The organism is Robertmurraya massiliosenegalensis JC6 (assembly GCF_000311725.1).
Lineage (GTDB): Bacteria > Bacillota > Bacilli > Bacillales > Cytobacillaceae > Robertmurraya > Robertmurraya massiliosenegalensis.
This window is the reverse complement of the sequence record NZ_HE978511.1, coordinates 856524-881314: the sequence shown is the minus strand read 5'-3', so window position 1 is coordinate 881314 and position 24791 is coordinate 856524. Positions and strand designations below refer to the sequence as shown.

Annotated in this window: 23 protein-coding genes; 16 read left to right on the top strand and 7 right to left on the bottom strand. The window is 36.5% G+C overall.

What is annotated here, in order from left to right; genetic code table 11:
- The first annotated feature begins 2 nt into the window (after positions 1 to 2).
- The 4 genes from opp4B to BMSHG_RS04465 all read left to right on the top strand — a co-directional run bounded on the left by opp4B (position 3) and on the right by BMSHG_RS04465 (position 4784).
- A complete protein-coding gene (gene opp4B / locus BMSHG_RS04480; RefSeq protein WP_019153244.1) occupies positions 3 to 965 on the top strand; it encodes an oligopeptide ABC transporter permease in 963 nt (320 codons plus the stop codon).
- 26 nt (positions 966 to 991) lie between these two features.
- Positions 992 to 1897, top strand: coding sequence for an ABC transporter permease (locus BMSHG_RS04475; protein ID WP_019153243.1), 906 nt, complete (start codon positions 992 to 994; stop codon positions 1895 to 1897).
- A gap of 16 nt (positions 1898 to 1913) precedes the next feature.
- On the top strand, positions 1914 to 3800 hold the full coding sequence (locus BMSHG_RS04470; protein ID WP_019153242.1) for an oligopeptide ABC transporter substrate-binding protein: 1887 nt from the start codon (positions 1914 to 1916) through the stop codon (positions 3798 to 3800).
- A gap of 237 nt (positions 3801 to 4037) precedes the next feature.
- Positions 4038 to 4784 (top strand): YjbA family protein, encoded by a 747-nt coding sequence (locus tag BMSHG_RS04465; protein ID WP_019153241.1) that lies wholly within the window; start codon positions 4038 to 4040, stop codon positions 4782 to 4784.
- Between the two features lie 38 nt (positions 4785 to 4822).
- On the opposite strand, the gene trpS is transcribed toward BMSHG_RS04465, so the two are convergent.
- A complete protein-coding gene (trpS, locus tag BMSHG_RS04460; RefSeq protein WP_019153240.1) occupies positions 4823 to 5815 on the bottom strand; it encodes a tryptophan--tRNA ligase in 993 nt (330 codons plus the stop codon).
- A 95-nt stretch (positions 5816 to 5910) separates the two neighbouring features.
- Positions 5911 to 6273 (bottom strand): DUF3899 domain-containing protein, encoded by a 363-nt coding sequence (locus BMSHG_RS27010; RefSeq protein WP_019153239.1) that lies wholly within the window; start codon positions 6271 to 6273, stop codon positions 5911 to 5913.
- A gap of 254 nt (positions 6274 to 6527) precedes the next feature.
- Between BMSHG_RS27010 and BMSHG_RS04450 the strand changes: the two genes are divergently transcribed.
- From BMSHG_RS04450 to BMSHG_RS04425, 6 genes are all read left to right on the top strand, one after another.
- Complete coding sequence (locus tag BMSHG_RS04450; protein ID WP_019153238.1) at positions 6528 to 8213, top strand: peptide ABC transporter substrate-binding protein; 1686 nt, start codon at positions 6528 to 6530, stop codon at positions 8211 to 8213.
- Positions 8214 to 8342: 129 nt separating this feature from the next.
- Positions 8343 to 9272, top strand: coding sequence for an oligopeptide ABC transporter permease (opp3b, locus tag BMSHG_RS04445; RefSeq protein ID WP_019153237.1), 930 nt, complete (start codon positions 8343 to 8345; stop codon positions 9270 to 9272).
- Positions 9272 to 10294 carry an oligopeptide ABC transporter permease gene (gene opp3C, locus BMSHG_RS04440; RefSeq protein WP_019153236.1) on the top strand — a complete coding sequence of 341 codons (1023 nt, stop codon included), beginning with the start codon at positions 9272 to 9274 and terminating at the stop codon, positions 10292 to 10294. The genes opp3b and opp3C overlap by 1 nt, the downstream gene beginning before the upstream one ends.
- A gap of 19 nt (positions 10295 to 10313) precedes the next feature.
- Entirely contained in the window at positions 10314 to 11357 is a 1044-nt protein-coding gene (locus BMSHG_RS04435; RefSeq protein ID WP_019153235.1) for an ABC transporter ATP-binding protein, read from the top strand.
- On the top strand, positions 11358 to 12299 hold the full coding sequence (locus BMSHG_RS04430; protein ID WP_019153234.1) for an ABC transporter ATP-binding protein: 942 nt from the start codon (positions 11358 to 11360) through the stop codon (positions 12297 to 12299).
- A 311-nt stretch (positions 12300 to 12610) separates the two neighbouring features.
- On the top strand, positions 12611 to 13816 hold the full coding sequence (locus BMSHG_RS04425; RefSeq protein ID WP_019153233.1) for a putative glycoside hydrolase: 1206 nt from the start codon (positions 12611 to 12613) through the stop codon (positions 13814 to 13816).
- 212 nt (positions 13817 to 14028) lie between these two features.
- Here BMSHG_RS04425 and BMSHG_RS04420 read toward each other — a convergent pair whose 3' ends face one another.
- Positions 14029 to 14214 carry a hypothetical protein gene (locus BMSHG_RS04420; RefSeq protein ID WP_019153232.1) on the bottom strand — a complete coding sequence of 62 codons (186 nt, stop codon included), beginning with the start codon at positions 14212 to 14214 and terminating at the stop codon, positions 14029 to 14031.
- A 182-nt stretch (positions 14215 to 14396) separates the two neighbouring features.
- On the opposite strand from BMSHG_RS04420, the gene BMSHG_RS04415 reads away from it, so the two are divergent.
- The 6 genes from BMSHG_RS04415 to pepF all read left to right on the top strand — a co-directional run bounded on the left by BMSHG_RS04415 (position 14397) and on the right by pepF (position 21748).
- Complete coding sequence (locus BMSHG_RS04415) at positions 14397 to 14972, top strand: GNAT family N-acetyltransferase (RefSeq protein ID WP_019153231.1); 576 nt, start codon at positions 14397 to 14399, stop codon at positions 14970 to 14972.
- A gap of 323 nt (positions 14973 to 15295) precedes the next feature.
- A complete protein-coding gene (gene spxA / locus BMSHG_RS04410; protein ID WP_019153230.1) occupies positions 15296 to 15691 on the top strand; it encodes a transcriptional regulator SpxA in 396 nt (131 codons plus the stop codon).
- A gap of 383 nt (positions 15692 to 16074) precedes the next feature.
- A complete protein-coding gene (mecA, locus tag BMSHG_RS04405; protein WP_019153229.1) occupies positions 16075 to 16746 on the top strand; it encodes an adaptor protein MecA in 672 nt (223 codons plus the stop codon).
- A gap of 131 nt (positions 16747 to 16877) precedes the next feature.
- Positions 16878 to 18389, top strand: coding sequence for a cardiolipin synthase (gene cls, locus BMSHG_RS04400; protein WP_019153228.1), 1512 nt, complete (start codon positions 16878 to 16880; stop codon positions 18387 to 18389).
- A 96-nt stretch (positions 18390 to 18485) separates the two neighbouring features.
- Positions 18486 to 19658, top strand: coding sequence for a competence protein CoiA (locus tag BMSHG_RS04395; RefSeq protein WP_019153227.1), 1173 nt, complete (start codon positions 18486 to 18488; stop codon positions 19656 to 19658).
- Positions 19659 to 19930: 272 nt separating this feature from the next.
- Complete coding sequence (gene pepF, locus BMSHG_RS04390) at positions 19931 to 21748, top strand: oligoendopeptidase F (RefSeq protein ID WP_019153226.1); 1818 nt, start codon at positions 19931 to 19933, stop codon at positions 21746 to 21748.
- A gap of 209 nt (positions 21749 to 21957) precedes the next feature.
- On the opposite strand, the gene BMSHG_RS28585 is transcribed toward pepF, so the two are convergent.
- The 4 genes from BMSHG_RS28585 to BMSHG_RS04370 all read right to left on the bottom strand — a co-directional run bounded on the left by BMSHG_RS28585 (position 21958) and on the right by BMSHG_RS04370 (position 24764).
- Complete coding sequence (locus tag BMSHG_RS28585) at positions 21958 to 22131, bottom strand: hypothetical protein (protein ID WP_019153225.1); 174 nt, start codon at positions 22129 to 22131, stop codon at positions 21958 to 21960.
- A gap of 305 nt (positions 22132 to 22436) precedes the next feature.
- Entirely contained in the window at positions 22437 to 23309 is an 873-nt protein-coding gene (locus tag BMSHG_RS04380; RefSeq protein WP_019153224.1) for a ClpXP adapter SpxH family protein, read from the bottom strand.
- Positions 23306 to 23710 carry a globin domain-containing protein gene (locus BMSHG_RS04375; RefSeq protein WP_019153223.1) on the bottom strand — a complete coding sequence of 135 codons (405 nt, stop codon included), beginning with the start codon at positions 23708 to 23710 and terminating at the stop codon, positions 23306 to 23308. The genes BMSHG_RS04380 and BMSHG_RS04375 overlap by 4 nt, the downstream gene beginning before the upstream one ends.
- 430 nt (positions 23711 to 24140) lie before the next feature.
- A complete protein-coding gene (locus BMSHG_RS04370; RefSeq protein ID WP_026073326.1) occupies positions 24141 to 24764 on the bottom strand; it encodes a lytic transglycosylase domain-containing protein in 624 nt (207 codons plus the stop codon).
- Positions 24765 to 24791: the final 27 nt, after the last annotated feature.

The following is a 24791-nucleotide window of genomic DNA, read 5'->3' as shown; positions in this document are numbered from 1 at the left end:
TTATGTGGAAATTTTCTATACGGCGAATCATAATTATGATTCCACAAGTGATTTTACTAAGCCTTATTGTATTTATTCTAGCGAAAATGATGCCGGGGGATGCCTTAACTGGAATGATAGACCCGAATATAGACCCAAATACAATTGCTGAAAAACGTGAAGCATTAGGATTAAATGACCCATGGTATGAGCAATATACTAGATGGGTAGGGGGATTATTTACAGGGGATTTAGGTCAGTCCTTCCATTTTAAAATGCCAGTTACAGAGTTGGTTTGGCAAAGAATTATTAATTCATTCTGGCTATCTGTGTTAACGCTGTTTTTAACATATTTAATTGCAATTCCTCTTGGAATAACAAGTGGTCGTTATAACGATTCATGGGCCGATCGTTTAATTACAGGCTATACGTACATTGGTTTTGCAGCACCGTTATTTATCTTTGCATTGGTGATGTTATGGTTTTTTGGTTTCTATTTGGATTGGTTCCCTACTGGTGGTAGTGTCAAACCAGGATTGGTTCCAGGGACGTTTGAATATGTGATGAGTAAGATTTATCATATGTTGCTTCCTGCCCTTTCTATGGCTTTAATTACTACGGTATCGACCGTTCAATACTTACGTAGTGAAATTATTGATACAAAACAAAAAGATTTTATTTTAACAGCAAGAGCAAAAGGAGCTTCAGAATCTCGAGTATACAATCGTCATATTTTAAGAAACTCACTGTTACCGATTGCTGCTTTTTTTGGATATGAAATTACTGGATTGATCGGAGGCTCAATCTTTATTGAAAATATCTTTGGTTATCCAGGAATGGGACAACTTTTCTATAATTCTATATTAATGCGTGACTATAGTGTTGTAACTTCTCTTGTACTATTATTTGGAATCTTGTCGATTCTAGGGGCATTACTATCAGATATTATTCTTAGTCTAGTTGACCCGCGTATTCGGATTAAATAAGCATCGTAAATTGTGAGGTGATCAAAATGGAAACGAACAAAATAGAACTTGAGAAAGAACATGAAGTGGTAAAGAGTCCTTCTGGTTGGAGAATTATAGGACGAGAGATTGTACGTGATAAATTAGCATTAAGTTCATTAATTCTACTCATTATCATAATGGTTATAGTATATGGTGCTTCGGTTTTACTGGATGTGAGAGAAATCGTAAAGGTTGACTTGTTCTCCATTCATCAACCACCTTCCGAGGAATTTCTTCTTGGGACTGACTATGGTGGAAGAGATGTATTTGGACAGTTAATTATCGGTACACGTAACTCTCTAACAATAGGGATTCTGGTAACGTTAATGACAGGAGTAATTGGTATTATTTATGGATTGGTAGCAGGGTATTTTGGTGGAACTGTTGACAATATTATGATGAGAATTTTGGATTTTTTCCAAGTTTTACCTTTTTTAATGATTGTTATCGTGTTTGTTGCGATTGTGCCAAAGTATAGCATCCTATCATTTTCATTAATCATGACCGCATTTTTGTGGATGGGGATTGCTCGATTAATTCGTTCAAAAGCTCTCCAGGAAAAAGAACTAGATTATGTACAAGCTTCTAAAACGCTTGGTACATCAAATTTGAAAATTATGTTTACGCAAGTCCTGCCAAATTTAAGTTCGTTAATCATCGTAACGATGACATTGAATTTGGCGGCAAATATTGGGTTAGAATCTGGATTATCCTTTTTAGGGTTTGGTTTTCCAGAGAGTACACCAAGTTTAGGGACTCTTGTAAGTTATGCAAGAAACCCGCAAACACTTGAATTTAGATGGTGGGTTTGGGTACCTGCATCATTACTAATTTTAGTCTTGATGTTAAGTATAAATAATGTTGGCCAAGCGCTAAAGCGTGCGACTGACGCAAGACAAAGAAGAGGATAAAAGGGAGGCAACAAGAATGGAGAAAGCTAAATTTAGCAAACTTCTATTAGCGATGATGCTAGTACTTGTACTTGCATTGGCTGCTTGCTCTGGTGGCGAAAAGGATTCTACTAAAGATTCCGGCGACGATACAGAGAAGAAAACAGAAGAAAAAGAGGATGGACAATATTCCATCGATGATTTCAGCCAAGTAAAAACAAATGAAGGAGAAGCTATCGAAGGTGGAAATCTTAACTTCGGATTGGTTTCTGATACAGCATTTGAAGGGACTTTAAACTGGAACTTCTATTCTGGTGACCCTGATGCTCAAATTTTATCTTGGTTTGATGAAGGTTTACTAACTTGGGATGCTAACTATGTGTATACAAATGATGGTGCTGCTACTTATGAGCCATTAGATGAAGTATCTGCAGATGTACTTGCAACATTACCTGCTGACAAGGCTACTGAAGTGGCTGATAAAGGGGTAACCATCAAATTCCAAATTAAAGACAATGTAAACTGGCAGGATGGAGAGCCTGTAACGGCTGAAGATTGGTTATTTGCTCACGAAGTTATTTCTCATCCAGATTATGACGGTCCTCGTTACGGATCCGATTTCACAAATATCGTAGGAGTTGAAGCATATCACGCAGGTGAAGCTGATACGATTTCAGGTATTGAAGTTTTAGATGACAAAACATTACAAATCACATACATTGAATCAACACCTTCTTTAGTAACAGGAAGTATTTGGACATATCCTTTAGCTAAGCATATTTTTGGTGATATGGCAGTAGCTGATATTTCTTCATCTCCAGAAGTGCGTCAAAAGCCAATCGGTTTTGGTCCATTTATTGTTGACAGCATCACTCCTGGGGAAGCGGTTGTCTTAAAGAAAAACCCAGATTACTGGCGTGGAGAACCAAAACTTGACACTGTAACAATTAAAGTAATCAACAACAGTGTTGTTGCTCAAGCTCTACAAAAAGGTGAAGTAGATTTAGTCAGCGCATTTGATGTAGATCAATTCCCAGCAAATGCTAATTTATCAAACGTTGAATGGTTAGGTAAAATTGACCGTGCTTATACGTATATTGGATTTAAATTAGGTACTTGGGATAAAGAAGCTGGAGTAGTTAAACCGAATCCGGATGCGAAAATGGGTGACGTGAAATTACGTCAAGCTATGTGGCATGCAGTAGATAATGATACAGTTGGTCAAAAGTTCTATCATGGTCTTCGTTGGAATGCGACGACGTTAATCCCGCCTTCGCACCCAGAGTTCCATGATGATTCAAATGCTGGTCTTACGTATGACCCAGAAAAAGCGAAAGAATTGCTTGATGAAGCAGGATATGCTGATGTTGATGGTGATGGAATCCGTGAAGATAAAAATGGTGAACCGTTAGTAATTAACTTTGCTTCAATGTCTGGTGGAGATACTGCTGAACCACTTGCACAATACTATATCCAAGCTTGGGAAGCTATTGGTCTTAAGGTTGAATTATTAGATGGACGTTTACAAGAATTTAACTCTTTCTATGAGAGAGTAGGACAAAATGGTGATGATGATCCAGCTGTTGATATTTATCAAGCTGCATGGGGTGTTGGTATCGACGTAGACCCACGGGGATTATATGGCCGTGATGCACTTTATAACTTCTCACGCTATGCAAGTGATGAAAATGATGCATTATTAGCGGATGGTGTTTCTCAAGAAGCATTTGATGTAGACTATCGTAAAGAAGTATACGATAAGTGGCAACAATTAATGGTTGATGAAGTACCAGTATTCCCAACTTTATACCGTTCCATTTTAGTACCGGTGAACAACCGTGTTCAAAATTACTCAATTGAAGAAGGTTGGGCTAATCTTCAGGACCTAGCTGTAACACAAGAAGAAGGTCTTAAAGCCGAATAAACTAATTTGTTCAGAAAGGATCTGCATTTGCGGATCCTTTCTTTTTCTTTTGGGTTGATGAATTATGAAGGGGTGGAAAATGGTTTATATAAGGAAATTGGTTTAAGGTGGGATTTTTGGGAATAAATTGACCTATGACTGCCCATACTGAGTGACAAATAGTTAACTTTATTCAGCATAAGTACTTCACATTTATATGTGTTGGCGTATTTGATTGAAGGAGTGAGGGGTAGATTCATGTTATATCTTCATGATGTTTGGGTCAATTGGTTTGAAGGTGAAGAGAATGGATATAATGTATGTCACTTCCATGAATGGCGTAAGGATGACGGTGTAGAGCTACTCGATCAGGTGCCATTATTGAAAGTTAGTTCGGTGTTATTTAATTACATAGAAAATGACTTAGCAGAATTGCCACAGCAGCTGTTAGATGACATCTATCAAAAGGCGTATTTGCGAAAAAATCATGAGCGGATTCAGCTTGAGTATTGCTTTATTGTAACCGATGGCATGAACATTCTTGTCGTTGATACGATCGGATATAACATTCCGATCCGAAAAAGTAGACTGATTCCAAGGCAGGAGCAATTGGTATATGAAATGATCGAAAATCATGAGCCAATTGATTACTCCTTTAACCTTTCTACATCCTTAAAGGAATTTCACATTTTATCACCGGCGCCTGAATTAATGAACGGCTTAACTAGGAAGGAACGGCAGCTTAAACAACTGTTGTTTATGGCACTTGATCAACTTCGTGCTTGTAACAATGTGGCGGAAATTCGCTATTGGTATACGGAATGGTGTCCAGAGCGTTATGGAGAAATTCAAGAATGGGACTTTGAGGAAGTTTGGCAGCAATTATATGAAGAAACACGTTATGGCTGGACGCATAAACATGAACAGTTTTGTGAAAATATAATTAAGGGACAACCCTTCTTCGAAAAATTATGGGAGATGGAGCACGGTCCTAGGGTAAACTAAAATAACCGCTTGTCCGATTGGGCAAGCGGTTATTTTAGTTATCTTTTTCTTTTTCTCCCAAGACCCATGGCATTCTCCATTTTCTTGAGCATTTTACTTGCAACAGCATCAGCCTTTGCTGCTCCACGATCTAATATTTCATCTAATTGTGGAGAATCAATCAATTCGTAGTATTTCTTCTGGATTGGTTCGAGTGCTTCAACAACAACTTTAGCTAAATCACCTTTGAAATCACCATAACCTTTTCCTTCGTACTCCTTTTCTAATTCAGCGATGCTTTTATTGGAGAAAATGGAGTAAATCGTCAATAAATTAGAGACTCCTGGTTTCTTTTCTTTATCAAATTTTACGACACCTTCTGAATCTGTCACAGCACTTTTAATCTTCTTCTCAATTTGTTTTGGTTCGTCCAATAATGAAATAAAAGCTTTCTGATTCGGATCGGATTTACTCATTTTTTTCAATGGATCTTGAAGAGACATTACCCTAGCGCCTTCTTTTGGAATGCGTACTTCGGGTACGGTGAAAATGTCGTTATATTTTTTGTTAAATCTTTCAGCGATATCTCTTGTGAGCTCTAAATGCTGTTTCTGGTCTTCGCCAACGGGAACTAAATTTGTCTGGTATAGCAAAATATCTCCTACCATTAATGGTGGATATGTAAGTAGTCCAGCTACAACAGCGTCCTTACCTTGTGATTTATCTTTAAATTGAGTCATTCTTTCTAATTCCCCGATATATGTGACGCATTGGAGCATCCAGCCTGCCTGTGCGTGAGCTGGTACTTCTGATTGGATAAAGAGCGTCGCTTTTTCTGGATCGATTCCAACTGCTAAGTAAAGAGCTGCAAGGCTTCTGATGTTTTTTCGTAGTTGTACTGGGTCTTGGGGTACGGTGATGGCATGTTGGTCGACAATACAGAAATAACAGTTATATTCTTCCTGTAATTCAACGAATTGCTTCAACGCCCCAATATAATTTCCAAGCGTAATTGTACCACTTGGTTGTATGCCTGAAAAAATGGTTTCCATTCATGTTTCCTCCTATTACTCGATTATTAAATTATACCATTTTTATTTTCGTCTTAAAACTATAGAAGGAGTTAATCAGTTTCTTTTAAAGCTGACTAAAAATTGTAGTGAATGTATAATGCTGCCATCATAAAAGCGAGGATGATGAGTCCGTTCATTAGAAAAGGAAGGACCTGAATTGAAATGCTCTGCGACGGCAATGTCATTTCTTCAATCTCTTTCTTTGTCGTGTTTTTCCCTGCAAACACCTTTCGAAAGGACTTTGTCACTTGATCGAAAAAACCGCTTTTTATGGTTAATAATAGTAAAGATACAAATATGAATAAAGCACCTATATAAAAAGAGATATTAATATAGAGCAACAAAGAGATTGACCGATACATTAGCAAGGAAAGAAGGAAGATAATCATATTAGATATTAAAAATAATTGAAGAACTTTCGTGATTTGATTTTTCAAAATATCAACTCCGGAATTAAATACTATTCAATTTATGATAATATTTATACAGCGATCTGTAAAATGAATTGTTAAAAACCATATAAACTCTTATATAACAGTATTTGTAAAAAAATACAAAAAATTATAAACATAAAATACAGATATTTCTGTAATGTAAAATTTTTTTACAAAAATAATTTACAAAAATAATATTATCTGTATAATAGTCATTGTAACTATTTTTCTGAAAATATAGAAGGGGAGGTCTACTAGTGAAAAAGTCGAAATTTTTTCTACTTTTATCTTTAGTACTCGCAATTAGCACATTTTTAGCAGCTTGCGGTGGCGGAGATAATGCTGGTAAAGAAGATGAAAAGGCTGCTGATGAAACTGTAGCTCAAGAATTAACAATGTTGGAGTCACAAGCTATTCCTTCCATGGATAGTGTAATGGCTCAGGATACAGTGAGTTTTACGACATTAAACAATGTGAATGAAGGTTTGTACCGTCTTGATCCAAATCAAGAAGTAGTTGAAGGTATGGCTGAAGGTGAACCTGAAGTAAGCGAAGATGGTACTGTGTATACGTTCAAATTAAGAGATGCAAAATGGTCTAACGGTGATCCTGTTACAGCACATGATTTTGTCTATGCTTGGCAGCGTGCGATTGACCCAGAAATGGCATCTCCATATGGTCCATATATGATGGATGGCAAGATTAAAGGAGCAGCTGATATTACTGCAGCAGCGGCAGAAAAGAAAGAGTATGACATTACAACTTTAGGTGTTAAAGCCGTAGATGATAAGACACTTGAAGTAACTTTAGAAATACCAATTCCTTATTTTAAATCTTTAATGGCTTTCCCGACGTTCTATCCATTAAATCAAAAATTTGTTGAAGAACAAGGTGAAAACTACGCTACTACTGCAGATACAATACTATACAATGGTCCATTTGCTCTAACTGAGTGGGATGGAAGCACAGATTCTGAATGGTCTTATGTGAAGAATACAGAATATTGGGATGCAGACTCTGTAAAATTAGAAAAGCTTACATGGAACGTATTAAAGGATTCTCAAGCTGCAGCTAATGCATTTGAGACAGGTGAAGTTGATATCACAGGAAAGCTTTCATCTGATGTTGTACCTCAATATGAGGGTGACGAAAACTTAGTTAAATGGTTAGAGCCTACTATTTTCTGGTTAAAAATGAACCAAAAAAATAGCGATGCTTTAAAGAATGTAAATGCCCGTAAAGCAATTGCTCAAGCGATTAATAAAGAAGACTTTGTTAATGGTGTATTAGCAAACGGTTCGATTGTTGCAAATTACGCTGTGCCAAATGAATTTGTTACAAATGATGAAACAGGTGAAGATTTCCGTGCGATCAACGGAAATGAATTACTACCTTACAATGTTGAAGAAGCAAAAAAATCTTGGGAGACTGCTTTAGCAGAACTAGGTACTGATACTGTTGAGTTAAGATATTTAACTGATGATACTGAAACGGCTAAGAAATCTGCTGAATATGTAAAAAATCAGCTAGAAACAAATCTTCCTGGAATCACAATTACAGTTGAAAGTGTACCATTCAGTGTACGTTTAGACCGTGAAAATGCCCAAGATTATGATCTGCAAATGGCTGGTTGGGGACCTGACTATTTAGACCCAATGACATTCTCAGATCTTTGGTTAACTGGTGGCGGAAATAATAAGATGGATTACTCGAACGAAAAGTATGACCAACTTATTAAAGATGCCCAAACTACTTTAGCTCAATCACCAGTAGAGCGCTATGAAGCTCTTGCAGAGGCTGAAAGAATTCTTCTTGAAGAGGACGCAGCAATTGCACCACTTTATCAACGTTCTTCAAACCTACTTGTAAGTGACAAAGTGGATAACTTTACTTATCACTTAGTAGGACCTGAGTACAGCTTTAAGTGGACTTCAGTTAAATAATAGGGTTTATAACAATATTTTAAATTGTTGTAAAAAGAGAGTATATTGTTCTTCAATATACTCTCTTTTCCCTTTGCGTGAAAACTATCAAATTTTTTTGAGATTTTGAAATATTAGGGGGTGCACAAGATGGCGAAATATTTAATTCAACGTATTATTTACATGGTGATAACTCTATTATTAATTGCCTCGTTTACCTTTTTCCTCATGAAAATTATTCCGGGTACGCCTTTTGCTAATGCGGACAAACTGTCTGATACACAGCTAAGCATTATGATTGATAAGTACGGCTTAAATGAGCCAGTGCCAGTTCAATATGCGACCTATATGCTGAACCTTTTAAAAGGAGATCTAGGTGTTTCCTTTCAATTTAACAATGTTGGGGTAACAGATATTTTAATGAATAGCATTGGACCTTCCGCTACACTTGGATTACAAGCCATGATTGTTGGAACGGTGTTAGGGATCATTTTAGGGGTAATTGCAGCATTATATCAAAATACATGGCTTGATTACGGTTCGACCTTTATTGCTGTGCTCGGTAAATCAATTCCATCATTTGTATTTGCTGGGTTGCTCCAATATTACATTGCCGTTAAACTTGGCTGGTTCCCGGTTGCTTTTTGGCGTGGGCCTGAATACACGGTACTGCCAACAATTGCACTTGCGATGTTCCCACTCGCAACTGCTGCACGATTTGTGAGAACGGAAATGATTGAAGTATTAGAGTCGGATTATATTATGCTAGCGAAAGCCAAAGGGGCAAGCTGGTTTGAAATAGCCTTCAAACATGCACTAAGAAACGCACTTATTCCAGTTGTGACCGTTTTAGGACCATTGGTTGTTAGCTTAATGACAGGATCACTTGTTATTGAAAAAATCTTTGGGATCCCTGGTATCGGTGAACAGTTCGTTAAATCGATTCAAGTAAATGATTACCCAGTTATTATGGGTACTACTTTATTATTTGCTGCTTTATTTGTAGCAGTTATTCTAATCGTAGATCTCCTTTATGGTGTGATTGATCCGCGAATTCGTCTAGCGGGAGGGAAAAAGTAATGGCGCAAGAAAAAATTGCAAAAGAAATGTTTTCACCCGTTGAAATGGACGCGACGAAAAGTGAAGTAATTTCAAAGCCAAGTCTAAACTATTGGCAGGATGCTTGGCTAAGAGTGAAGAAAAATAAAGGCGCAATCGTCAGTATGATTATTTTAGCGATCTTAACGATTATGGCGTTAATTGGCCCGCACTTAAATGGTCACACGTATGATGCGCAAAATATTAAACACAACAATTTACCACCGCGTGTACCAGCTTTGGAAAATGTAAGTTGGTTGCCGTTTGATGGTGAATTGGAGAGAAAAAACGGCGATAAGTATGATGCGTATGAAGCAAAAGGAGTAGATGCTTATTATTGGCTTGGGACGGACAGTCTTGGTCGTGACATCTTTACTCGCCTTTGGAAAGGTACACAAGTATCTTTATATATCGCTTTCTTAGCAGCTGCCATTGATATGGTCATTGGTGTTATTTACGGGGCTATTTCAGGATTTGTTGGTGGAAGAACCGATAATGTCATGCAGCGGATTACAGAGATTTTAGTCGGAATCCCGAACTTAGTTGTCGTGATTTTGATGATTATTGTACTTGACCCTGGTATTCTTTCGATTACGATCGCTTTAACGATTACCGGATGGGTCGGAATGGCCCGGGTGGTGCGTGCCCAAGTACTAAAGCTAAAAAACCAAGAATATATTTTGGCGGCACGTACGTTAGGGCTTTCCAATGGAAAAATTATTAGTAAGCATTTAATCCCGAATTTAGCGGGTGTTATCATTATTAATACGATGTTTACGATACCGAATGCGATTTTCTTTGAAGCATTTTTAAGCTTTATTGGTCTAGGATTACAAGCACCGCATGCTTCTTTAGGAACATTAATAGATGATGGATTTAAGGTGTTGCAGCTTTATCCATATCAAATGGTTATACCAGCGATTGTCATCAGTTTAATAATGGTTTGTTTCAATTTAGTTGCTGATGGTTTACGTGATGCGTTAGATCCGAAAATGCGTGATTAGAAAAGGTAGGTGAAAGAAAATGAAAAAAGTACTAGAAGTGAAGGATTTGCATATCTCATTCCATACTTTTGCTGGAGAGGTCCAGGCAATCCGCGGTGTCAATTTTGATTTACACAAAGGGGAAACTTTAGCGATTGTTGGAGAGTCAGGTTCAGGAAAGTCAGTCACGACAAAAGCGATAATGCGTTTATTGCCTGAATCCAACTCAAAAATAAAAGAAGGCGAAATTCTTTTTGAAGGTAAAGATCTCACCAAGCTTTCAGATAAATCGATGCAAAAGGTACGTGGAAAAGACATTTCAATGATCTTCCAAGATCCAATGACATCATTAAATCCGACGATGAAAATTGGCAAGCAAATCATTGAGCCGATCGTTAAACACCAAAAGCTTAGTAAAGCGGCAGCGAAAAAAAGAGCTATTGAAATATTAGATCTAGTTGGAATTCCTAACCCTGAAGAGCGCTTTGAACAATATCCGCACCAATTCTCAGGTGGAATGCGTCAGCGTGTTGTTATTGCGATTGCTCTTGCTTGTAATCCGAAAGTATTGATTGCTGATGAACCAACAACAGCACTCGATGTAACGATTCAAGCACAAATCCTTGAATTAATGAAGGAATTACAAAAGAAAATTGATACATCGATTATTTTTATAACCCATGACCTTGGGGTTGTAGCAAATGTTGCTGATCGGGTCGCTGTTATGTATGGTGGGAAAATTGTTGAAATTGGGACTGTTGATGAGGTGTTTTACAACCCACAACATCCATATACATGGGGACTAATTAGCTCGATGCCTACCCTTGATACAGAGGAAGAAGAGTTATATGCAATTCCTGGTACGCCACCAGATTTACTTCATCCACCAAAGGGTGATGCGTTTGCACCTCGTAATGCATACGCGATGAAAATTGATTTGGAAGAGCAGCCACCAATGTTCAAAGTATCAGATACACATTATGCTGCTACTTGGTTATTGCATCCAGATGCTCCTAAGTTTGAGCCTCCTGCAGCTGTACAACGACGTCAGCGGGAATTCCTTGAAATGAAGGAGGGAAACTAAATGGCGACACAAGAAAAATTAGTTGAAATCAAAAATTTAAAGCAATACTTCAATATTGGAAAAGCAAATGAGGTTAGAGCGGTTAACGATATTTCATTTGATATATATAAAGGTGAAACATTGGGCTTAGTTGGAGAGTCCGGTTGTGGAAAATCGACAACGGGCAGAACGATTATTCGTCTCTACGATGCGACTGATGGGGAAGTAATTTTCAACGGAGTGAATGTTCATGGAAAAAAATCAAAAGCAGAGTTGAAGGAATTCAACCGTAGTATGCAAATGATTTTCCAAGATCCACAAGCTTCTTTAAACCCAAGGATGAAGGTATCTGATATCATTGCAGAAGGTATTGATATCCATGGACTAGCAAAAACAAAAGAAGAACGCATGAACCGTGTGGTGGAATTATTAGAAACAGTAGGTTTGAATAAGGAGCATGCAAATCGTTATCCTCATGAATTTTCAGGTGGTCAAAGACAGCGTATCGGTATCGCTCGTGCCCTTGCAGTTGAACCAGAATTCATTATTGCAGATGAGCCGATTTCTGCCCTTGATGTATCGATTCAAGCGCAAGTTGTCAATCTAATGAGAAAGCTCCAAAAGGAAAAAGGGTTAACGTACTTATTTATTGCACACGATCTTTCAATGGTAAAATACATTAGTGATCGAATTGGGGTTATGTACTTTGGAAGATTAGTGGAATTAGCCCCAGCAGATGATCTTTATAACAACCCAATTCATCCTTATACACAATCGTTATTGTCTGCGATTCCATTACCAGATCCAAATTATGAACGCAATCGTAAGCGTAAAACCTATAATCCAAAAGTTCATCAATATACGGAGCAAGATGACGTCCAATTCCGTGAAGTGAAGCCCGGACATTTTGTTCAATGTTCCTTAAAGGAATTTGAACAATACAAAGCTCAATATGCGAAATAATAAAAAACGATCTCACCATTTGAGATCGTTTTTAATTTTGGGGGTAGAAAGCCGTTTTTTTGCAATTTGACAAAAACAAACAATGGAAGGGAAAACAACCACGTTAAAATGAATTAGTTTTACTTAAAATAAGGGTGTAAGGAATCCCACTTTTTAAGCGCTATTTAGCTCTTATGGGAGTGCCCATTCTATTCGTAAAATATACAAAAATGAAAAAAAGTTAGATGATCTAGTCCAAGAAAAGCGTTAAAATAAGAATAGAATGAGAACTCCTCACTTACGGGAAAGTCAGCGAGGAAAAGGGGATAAAAATGAAATTTCTTCGTACTATTTTTGTTTTAACCGTTTTATGTTTTTTTATTGGAAGCAATGTCCCGATGGCAAAAGAGAGAACAGAACATGTTCCAAAGTATCAATCTGTGCGTGAACATGTGTCTTTAGTGAAAAATTTACCCGAACAAATGAAGCGTTTTGAATTCAACAGTGGCTACCATTTTGAGTATCCTGATGCAGTCAGAGGCATTTATGTAACTGGTCACTCTGCTGGAGGGAGTAAGTTTAATCAGTTGGTGAGTCTTACTGAAAAAACCGATTTGAATTCAATGGTGATTGATATAAAAGATGACTGGGGATATCTTACCTATATGCCTGATGATTCATCTTCTTACAAAAACATAGGAAAACCGTATATTAAGAATCCAAAGCAGATGCTTAAAACGTTAGAAGAAAAGCAGGTCTATCCGATTGCTCGCATTGTTGTCTTCAAAGACACAGCGTTGGCAAAACAAAAGCCAGAGTTGTCTTTTAGAGAGGGCTCAAAGGTTTGGACAAACGGACGTGGTGAATCCTTTGTTAATCCATTTTTAAAAGAAGTGTGGGATTATAATGTAGGAATTGCCATTGAAGCAGCAGAAATGGGCTTCCAAGAAATCCAATTTGATTATGTGCGTTTTCCTGAAGGATTTGAAACGAGAGATAATTCTTTGAAGTATTCCATGGGAGATTATGAAAAGTTAGATTTGGATAATTCACAAAAACGAGTACAAGCAGTAACAGATTTTGTCGCATATGCGAAAGAAAAACTTGAACCATATGGAGTAAAAGTATCCGTTGATATTTTCGGTTACACAGCTACATTGCCAGAGGCACCGGGCATTGGACAAAATTTTTCTAAAATTGTAGAGCATATTGATGTTATTTCATCGATGATTTATCCGAGTCACTGGACAGCGTATTTTGGTATCAGTAAGCCTGATTTAGAGCCATATAAATTGGTATCCGAATATGCAAAGGTTGAATCCAATATTCTTTCCAAAGCTGAAAATCCACCCGTATCTAGACCTTGGCTTCAGGATTTTACAGCAACTTGGTTAGGAAAAGGCAATTATAAGAAATATGGAAAAGCTGAGGTTGAAGCTCAGATTAAGGCTTTAAATGACCAAGGAATAAATGAATTCCTTCTATGGAATGCAGGAAATAGTTATAGCCAAAATGTAGACTACACACCGAATAACTAAAATTGTGATTTAGGGCGTTTATGCCAAAAGAGTATCCATTATGATGGATACTCTTTTTTTGAGCATTTGGAGAGGCTGCTAAGTAATGGTATGTATCATGGAGTGCTCATGAGGACAAAGTCGAAGGGTTTCAAAGGAAGTTTGTCCTCATAGAGAGTTCATGAGGACATTATATTTCAAACAAAAAAACTGAAGGCAGCGTAGCCCTCAGCTTATTTCTTAAATCCACCGACACTTTTCCAGCCAGTTTGAATTTTTTCTGATTTATCAACGAACTCCGACTTATTTTTACCACCAAAGATTTTGGTACCGATTCCATTTAAAATAACACCCATCAATGCTGTGATTCCAATAATGAGAACTGCAACAATTGTTAAGTCCATTATGTACCCAGGCATGATAAACCCCCAGTTTTTATTTCACTATTTAAAAAAACAGTGATATCCCCTAACTTCATTTTAAAAGAAGTTCTTATCAATGAAAAGAGAAAAATTCAATAATGACGTAATAAAAAGGGTTTATTGGAAAAATAATAGGGAAAGTTGAAAAAAGGGAAATAATTTAAAAAAGGAGATGAACCATGCATTGGTATGAAAAGCTGAATCAGTACTTTCCGATAGAGGAAATGAAATCAAAGGAACATATGGAGACATTATTGAAAGAACGTTCAGAGGTTTATCATAAGGATGAGAGTCCACTACATGTTCTAATGTATGCTGAGTTTGATTATTTTGTGTTTATCGATTATTTATTCGTTTCCAAGGATGCCAGGGGTCAAGGTCTTGGACATAAACTGTTAGAAAAGCTAAAAAATAAAGGCAAACCGATCATTCTTGAAGTGGAACCTGTAGATTATGAAGATAGTGATTCTGAGAAACGGTTGCGTTTTTATAAAAGAGAAGGATTTCAACATTCACAAGCGATTGGATATCGGAGAAGATCGCTTGCGACGAAAGAAATTAACCAGATGGAAATTTTATATTGGGCTCCGAATGGTGAAAGCGAAGAGATGATTTATGAAGCAATGCGAAAAACATATGAGTGGATTCATACGTATAAAGACAAGGAAATTTACGGTTCCTCTTATCAACCGGTGGAGGAAGTATTAACATTTCAGGACGATAAGGATCGAGAAGATCTGCTAAGGGATCTTTAAAACGATCTTTTTCATTTTCATGAATTTAATTGAGAATAGGCTATTAAGAATGAAACAGGAGAAGGAGTTTCTAGAAAAATTTTTGTTGTTTTAATAAAAAAATGAAACTTTTCAGCAACTCATACGTCTTATATAGAGAGTGCTATAAAACAGGCTTTAAATCAAAAGTTTTCCACAAAAAACTATACCTTTTTAGTGAGAATTAGTGTATAATAAAATAATAGAAATTACTTATTTATAGTAATTTTAATTTAGTACTCAAATGAGAATGAATCTAATATAGATTTTTCGATTTTGTCGAATCTGAAGGAGTGTGAATTAAAATGGTTACATTATACACTTCACCTAGTTGCACATCTTGCCGTAAAGCAAAGGCTTGGCTTGAAGAACATGAAATTCCTTATACTGAGCGTAATGTTTTTTCCGAACCTTTGACGATTGAAGAAATTAAAGAAATTCTTCGTATGACAGAGGATGGAACAGATGAAATCATTTCAACTAGATCTAAAACATTCCAAAAATTAAATGTGAATTTGGAAACAATGCCACTACAAAATTTATTGGAGCTCATTAAGGATAACCCAGGTTTATTAAGACGTCCTATTATTATAGACGAAAAGCGTCTTCAAGTGGGGTATAATGAAGATGAAATTCGCCGTTTTCTACCTAGAAAGGTGCGGACATTTCAACTTCAAGAGGCTAGACGACTTGTTAACTAATAATTAACCTTCGATCATTGGTATCGAAGGTTTTTTTATACATTATTTTTATAAAAGTCTATTGATGAAACATCCAATTATTTCTAAAAATCAACAATATTGCGAACAGTGCTTTTTCCAACAGTATTAACAAGCTAAAATCATTGTGAGGAATGAATTTTTTTGTTAAGATACAACAAATAAGGTTTCTTATTTGATTATTTGAGGAAAACTAGGCATATAATGGTTTTTAGAAATCCATCATATTTTATTTCCCTTTATCTTCTTTTTATCATAAAATATAAGTACAAGGTAACAATTTCATTTGCTGGATAAAGGGTAACATGTTTCTGCATGGGGGTATAGATTCCCTTCCAATAATGCAAGAAGGGAGAGGTTACTTGATGGAAATAGAACGGATTAATGATCATACAGTTAAGTTTTACATTTCATACCTTGATATAGAAGAGCGCGGTTTTGACCGTGAAGAAATTTGGTATAACCGGGAACGAAGTGAAGAGTTGTTCTGGGAAATGATGGATGAGGTTCATCAAGAGGAAGAATTTATGATCGAAGGCCCACTTTGGATTCAAGTACAAGCATTAGATAAAGGACTTGAAGTGCTTGTGACAAAAGCGCAAGTATCCAAAGATGGACAGAAATTTGAACTACCCATTCCAGAGGATAAATTGAAGGATCTTCCGGTTGACGATAGAATCGAAGAATTACTCGATCAACATTTTACAACAAAAAGTACTGAGGGTGATGATAACGACAATTTCGACGGTACATTGGAGTTCTTAATTGCTTTCAATGATTTTGAGGATTTGATTGCTTTAGCAAATCGAAATATACTTGATGAAGTCGTTACTAAACTTTATTCTTTTAAAGGAAAATATTATCTATACGTTGAATTTCACGAGGATGAGTTTGAAGAAGACGAAGTTGATGATAGCTTAAGCATGCTTCTAGAGTATGGAGTGGAAACTCAGGTAACCATTCATCGGGTCGAAGAATATGGAAAGTTAATCATTTCAGAAGATGTTTTTAAAGAATTACGTAAGTATTTTAATTAACTACTACCGATTTCAGTTATGAGATCGGTATTTTTTTACCTTTGCCCCTTCACTTTTTAAACCAAAGCCGGAAGCTAATTGTGATAAAGGCTAGAGTGAAAAGGGTGGAGTTTTCTTGGAGGTGAAGGCACTTGAAAAATACGGTGAGAGTCCTCTTTTTTCTATGTATTCTATCCTTACTTTATTATGTATTTCGTGATCATATTGAAGGAGGAATATTAGGCTATATTAGCATCATTACGACTCTTTCTGTCATTTTTATTGGCTTTGTCATCTTTTTAGAAAATCGTCATCCAAGTCAAACTTTAACTTGGTTAGTGGTGTTGGGTAGTTTTCCGCTTATCGGATTTATTTTTTATTTATTGTTTGGGAGAAACCATAGTAAGGAGAAAATGTTTCGCAAAAAGTATTTACTCGATAAACAGACCTTTCTTAAAATCGAAGGAGATATTGATTATTCGATTGTTGAAAAAGTGGAAGAAATGGCACCTGATGAAAGGAAGCTCTTCTATCTCGCTCATAAATTAGGAAATAGCCCGATTTCCTTTCGAACAGAAACGAAAATTTTAACAAATGGTGAAGAGACTTTTAGAGCGATCATCCATGCTTTAAAAGAGGCGACCCACCACATTCATCTCGAATATTATATTGTTCGTAATGACCAGATCGGGGAAAAGATAAAGGATATCTTAATTTCAAAAGTTCAAGAAGGTGTGAAGGTACGCTTCCTTTACGACGCCGTCGGTTCTTGGATGTTATCAAAAAGCTACATAAAGGAAATGCGTGCAGCAGGTGTTGAAATTATCCCCTTCGGTCCGGTTCGAATACCAGTATTGAACAATAAGTTTAATTTTCGGAATCACCGTAAGATCATAGTTATTGATGGAAGTATAGGGTTTGTAGGTGGTCTTAATATTGGTGATGAATATTTAGGTAGAAGCAAGCATTTTGGGCATTGGCGCGATACCCATTTATGGGTGAGGGGAGAAGCTGTACGTTCCTTACAACTTATTTTCTTGCAGGATTGGTATTATATGACAAATCAGAGTTTGTTGACGGCAGAATATTTGTCTCCGCTTTTAATTGAGAATCACCATGGTGGTGTGCAACTTATCGCAGGTGGCCCTGATACAGAATACAGTGTCATTAAAAATATCTTTTTTTCCATGATTACCTCAGCAAAGAAATCAGTTTGGATTGCTTCGCCCTATTTTATCCCAGACGAGGATATTTTCAGTGCGATTAAAATTGCCGCTTTGAGTGGAATCGATGTTAAATTATTAATGCCAAATAGACCTGATAAACGGATCGTTTTTCATGCCTCCCGCTCCTATTTTCCTGCACTTCTTGAAGCAGGGGTGAAAATATATCAATATGAAAAGGGATTTATGCATAGTAAGTTGATGATCGTCGATGATTCAATTGCTTCCATTGGTACCTCGAATATGGACATGAGAAGTTTTCATTTGAATTTTGAAGTCAACGCTTTTCTCTATCATACAGGGAGCACGCAAAAACTGGTGAAAGAATATGAAAAAGACTTAAAAGAGGCAAGTTTAATTAAATTGGAAGAGTTTAACAAAAGACATCTTGGTTATCGTGTATTGGAATCATTATCACGGCTAATGTCACCGTTTCTTTAGAAAGGATCCCATTTGTTTGGGATTTTTTTTTTGAGAATTTGAAGGGTTTTTCCAACAAATAGAGAAATGCTTATGGAGAAAGGAGAGGAGATATGCGTGCTTACAGCAAAACTCCAGTCGGGTGAAGTAATATCACTAGCTGAAAAAAAGAATAAACGATACTTGCAGAATTTAAGGGAGAAGGAGGTGTTTTATTGTAGAACATGTGGTGAAGAGGTGTTATTGAAACTAGGAGAAAAGCGAATTTACCATTTTGCTCATCTTAAAGATTCTAGCTGTACGGAAGAATATGAACGAGAATCTGAGTATCATATGACTGGAAAATTAAAGCTCTATGAGTGGTTAAAGAAACAAGGGTTATCAGTTGAACTCGAATGCTACTATCATGAGATTAAGCAGCGTGCAGATATCGCTTTTGAATATGAAAATCAAAAGTATTGTATTGAATTTCAATGCTCGACTATTTCTGATGAGGTATTTCGCAAGCGAACGAAAGGATATGAAAAAATAGCGATTGAACCGATTTGGATCTTGGGTGGAAAGAATATTCAGCGAAAACATCGTAATAAGGTATCTTTAACCGCTTTTCACTACCGATTCTTAAAAGAAAATAGACTCCGGCAATTTTATCTTCCAGCCTATTGTCCTCAAACCAATCAGTATATACAAATGGATAATGTATATACGCTCTCCACGCGAAAGGCCTTCTGTCACTTTTCGATCAGTCCGTTGCAGAAAATGAAAATCAGTGATTTATTGAAACCACCCATTCCAAAATTCACACCCATCCATGATTGGACAATCGAATTGTATCGCTTTAAAGCAACTCTCCTAGGTAGTCCTCTTCATAGCCATTTTTTAACAGAACTCTATGCAAATTCTATTAATCCTTATTATCTACCTCCATATGTTGGAATCCCCCTGAAAGGAAGCTTGGCAATTGAGACACCCCCATTGATTTGGCAAACCTATATATTCATTGACCATTTTCACGAACAAGACCGAGGAAAACAAATCTATTTTCATGACATCTATACGACTATTTTAAAAAAACAGAGAGAGGGACACATCATCACTAGAAGTTTACCTACTATATCTCGAAATATGCTACCTTTTGTGATAGAAGAATACTTGGAACAATTGTCGATGAATGGGATTTTAAAGAAAATAAAAAATCATCATTATAAAATAGATAAATCGATGAAAATAGCGAACAATATGGAAGAATGGGTGCAAGCGGAAAAGACATTTTATCAACAGTTTTCGTAAAATTTTACAGCAGGTTTTATTGTGAAATAGCTATTTAGTGGATCGCAACTGGTTTGCAAACCCTTTGTTCATTGTTTTTTCGACCAGTTGTGATACACATTCATTAGTTTTTGCTCCAAAAACAATAAAGTTTAAAAAAAGAGCCTAATGGAAAATCATCATTCAATTTAAAAGATTGGGTTATTATTTGTGAAATGACCTTTATTAAGATAGAATAAAGAAGAAAAAATATTTTTCGAATTGCGAAATAATTGTCGAATGGAGGATGTGCGATGTCGAATGAAACAGCAGTTAAAAAACTTCCAGCACGAAGTGAAATAAAAGTTGAAGATACTTGGAGACTTGAAGATATTTTTCCTACAGATGAAGCTTGGGATAAGGAATTTCAAGAAGTTTCAGCTCTAATTCCTGGGGTTAGTGCTTATCAAGGAAAGCTAGCTGAAAGTGCTGATACCTTATATGAAGCATTGCAAAAGCAAGACCAAATTTTAGAACGAATTAGCAAGCTCTATACATATGCCCATATGCGTTATGATCAAGACACGACAAATTCCTTCTATCAAGGGCTAGATGGACGTATTAAAGCACTATACTCCCAGGTTGCAAGTGCCCTAGCGTATATTGTGCCTGAGCTTCTTTCTATCGAGGAAGACAAAATACAATCCTTTTTACAGGAAAAAGAAGAGCTTAAGCTCTATGAACATGCATTAGATGAAATCAATTTACAACGACCACATGTATTGTCTGCGGAACAGGAAAGTCTTTTAGCAGAAGCTTCAGAAGTGATGGATGCTTCCAGCAATACATTTGGCATGCTCAATAATGCCGATTTAGAATTTCCAAGCATTAAAGATGAAAATGGGGAAGAAGTTGAAGTGACTCATGGTCGGTATATTCGATTCCTAGAAAGCACGGATCGTCGTGTTCGCGAGGATGCTTTTAAAGCGGTGTATGGAACATATGGAAAGTTCAAAAATACGTTTTCAAGCACTTTAAGCGGCCAGGTGAAAAAGGATAATTTTAATGCGAAAATTAGACATTATGATTCGGCTCGACATGCTTCATTAGCTGCGAATAACATACCAGAAGCAGTCTATGAAAATCTTGTTAACACGGTTAATAAATATCTTCCGCTCTTACACCGTTATGTAAAGCTTAGAAAGAAAGTGTTAGGTCTTGATGAACTTCATATGTACGACTTATTTACACCTTTGGTTAAAGATGTAAAGATGGAGATTCCGTATGAGGAAGCGAAAGATCTTATTTTAAAAGGTCTTGAACCATTAGGTGAAGATTACTTAAATGTTCTTAAAGAAGGTTTTGAAAATCGCTGGGTAGATGTTCATGAAAATAAAGGGAAGCGAAGTGGAGCATATTCTTCAGGTACTTATGGAACAAACCCTTATATTCTCATGAACTGGCAGGATAACGTCAACAATCTCTTTACTCTTGCTCATGAATTTGGACATTCTGTTCATAGTTACTATACAAGAAAATCGCAGCCTTTTCCGTACGGAAACTATTCGATTTTTGTTGCAGAGGTAGCATCAACATGTAATGAAAATCTTTTAAATGATTATTTATTAAAAACGATTGATGATGAGCAGAAGCGTTTGTACTTGTTAAATCATTATTTAGAAGGTTTTAGAGGAACGGTCTTCCGTCAAACAATGTTCGCTGAATTTGAGCATTTAATTCATCAAAAAGCGCAAAACAATGAGCCGCTAACAGCCGAAATGTTGACACAGGAGTACTATAACTTAAACGTGAAATACTTCGGTAGCGACAACATGGTGATTGATGAGGAAATCGGCTTAGAATGGTCCAGAATTCCACATTTCTATTACAATTATTATGTCTTCCAATATGCAACTGGCTTTAGTGCTGCCACTGCATTAAGCAAGCAAATTTTAGAAGAAGGGCAACCGGCAGTAGAGCGCTATATTGAGTTCTTAAAGTCTGGAAGCTCCGATTATCCAATCGAAGTATTGAAGAAGGCTGGAGTTGATATGACAAGCTCAGAGCCTATTGAAGAAGCATTAAAAGTATTTGAAGAGAAGCTAAATGAAATGGAAAGCTTATTAGGATAATGAAAAAGAAGATGGCCGCTCTTTTGCAGAGGTCATCTTCTTTTGGTGTGTGAATTTTTTTGTTAGATCGATATCTTTCTAGACCAAAAAAATCCAAAAGACCGATATATGAACTTAAAGTCGATTTTTCAGCACCCGAGGAAGCCTCAGCCAGAAGTAATTGGAACTAATCACTACGCAATCAACATAATTTTCACGAAAAATCTCTATCAGAACCCTCGAAAACGATTTCGTTCGTTTAAGTAAATAACAAATATAAGCAAGGATACAAATAAAAGTGGAGCGGTAATAAAGATAGATACTAAATCCATGAGACCAAGAATATTTAAGCAAAAGGAAAATAAGATAAACATCAGCATGAGTGAAACTTGTACCTTTTTCACGATGAAAACTCCCCTATGTTAGAATGCAGTGAGACAGATCATGCATAGCCTGTACAGACTGATCTATTAAATCATATTCTATAAAATGGAGTAGTATACATAGTTTTTGACAATATTGTGAAAGGAGACACAAACTTATTGTTGAATGGGCGAAAGCGTGTTATATTTATGTCGTGAAGTTAATCACAAGCAAACATACCCCTTGTTTGACCGTGAAAAATTTCTCCCATCCCCTTTGTTCGTTTTATATAGGAAAAGACCGTGTAAACATGAGGTTTACACGGTCTTTTCGTTCTTCATCATGTCTATTTCGAAAGATAGCGCCAAAAGACACCATACTTCGCAGGGAGCTGCTCCACTAATTGCTTGAGTTTCAATTTTTTCATTTCTTTTTCCACTTCTTGAATGGTCATGCTGTAAACGACTGCAATTTCCTTAGATGCTACTAGCTTAAAGTATTTTAAAAAGTCTTCGATCGGTGGTGGATACGATTTTTCGGGTGAGCATGGAAGCATTTCAATTAGAATTTGTTCATATACTTGATAAGGGTAGACCCCAGTAATTTTAATGCCTTCTTCCTCGATATTTTCATTAAAGAAAACGAGTGTGGGGATTTCCTGTACTTCCATTTCTGATGTGATCTTTAAATCACATTGGAATGCTTTTGCCGCACTGTCTGAATGGACATCAGAAATAAATTCCTCCACATCTAAACCAGCATCTTGTGCACAATCTTGTAAAACTGCTAGATCGGATATATTTTGTTTCTCTAAGAAGAGACACTCCTGAACTTTTCGTAAAAAGCGGATACCAGCTCTTCTCCCTTGCAATTCAGCGGACTTAATTGCAACTGAGACAATATGTGGAGAGGAGATGGGATTCTCAAACCATAAAGAGCCATCACAAGACATTCCGGTGCGAGTCGCAGTTTTTTCCCAAAGATCAGCTATGTTTTCATAATGCTGCTTTTTATTTAAATTCAGCATTGCGAGCCTTCCACTTAATACATGTTTAATTGAAAAATAGCGTCCATATTCGATTTGTAGTTTTTTTAGAATTGGTTCAAGGGCCCAACATTCTGGACATAATGGATCAATGAACATATAGATTTCAATTGGTTTTTTTTCGGCTCCATGACAATGATGAGAATTGGATGTCGTAAAAATTTTTTCTTTCACAAGTCTTCACCTTTCATGTCTTCCTTTTCAGGGGTGTTAATCATATGCTGTGCCGTTAAAACAAGCCTTGAGAAAAATGCTTCACGAATCATTCCGTCAAGATTTACTTCGTCCATGGCCTCATTCATACAAGAAAGCCATGCTTTTGCCCTTGACTCCGTTATCTTAAATGGCATATGCCTTGCTCGAAGCATAGGATGCCCATGCTCTTCAGTATATATAGGTGGTCCGCCTAAAAATTGTGTCATAAATTGCTTTTGTTTTCGAGCTGTTTCAGATAAGTCATCCGGGAAAATAGGCGCCAACTCAGGATGGTCACTTACTCGGCTATAAAAGGCATCTATTAGCCTCTCTAATTTTTCTTCACCAATTGCTTCGAAAGGTGTAGGCATATTGTCCATAGTGAAAACTCCTTTTAATTTTGGCTTCATGCCTAAAATGGTTATTTGAAGATGACTTTTGTACCAGCCAAAATTAATCTGTGTTAATCATTTACTCAATGTCAATATAAAAGAAAATATATAGCATATGGTAATGAAAAAAGATAGGTGCCAACGTACTATTCATTTCGTAAGCTTACTTTATTTTAACAATGAGTTTGTCATATCTCAAACAATTGGCTTGAAGAGGGTGCAATAAGGGAACATTTTAAATAAACGTTGTTTTCATCACGCTGTTTTCGTAATGATTGTGGTTTTTTCGTAAATGAGGTTTTAGAATATACATTGTATTTGCGCGGCGCTTCCATAAGCAATAATGTTTGCGAAAGGAGCGTAATGAAAAAAGAGGTTAATCATAAGAAAAACCTGTCTGAAATTCAGACAGGTATGTTTAAGCCAAAAATTGACTTGTAATTTTCTTTACATAGTTTTGTGTTTCTTTAAATGGCGGGATACCACCGTATTTATCGACATTGCCTGGTCCGGCATTATAGGCTGCCAAAGCGAGTTCTACATTGTTATCGTATTTATCGAGCATTTGGCGCAAATATTTACTTCCACCAAGGATGTTCTCTTTCGGGTCAAATACGTTAGATACACCAAGATGTTTCGCTGTTCCAGGCATTAATTGCATTAAACCAGAAGCACCAGCAGAACTTACAGCATTAGAATTGAAATTGGACTCTTGTTTAATGACGGATTTAATCAGATCAACAGGAAGATTATACGTATTTGCTGCTTCTTCAATCAACTCATCAAAATTCGTTTTTTCTCCTGTTGCTTGTGCCAACTTCGTGAGTTGAATGGGTGGAAGGGAAGTTGACATCGTAAAAGGAGACGATGTGCTATTACTGCTGTCAGTCATCCCATTTCCTAAAAGGCTTTGTTGACTATTTATAAATAACTCGTTCATCATTTCTTGAAATATAGAATTTCCAGACGAAGATGAAGACGTATTATTAAAGTTTTGTAATGCTTGAAGTTGAAGCATGATCTTTAATTGTTCTACATTCATCATAACGATTCTCCTCAAGAATGGTTC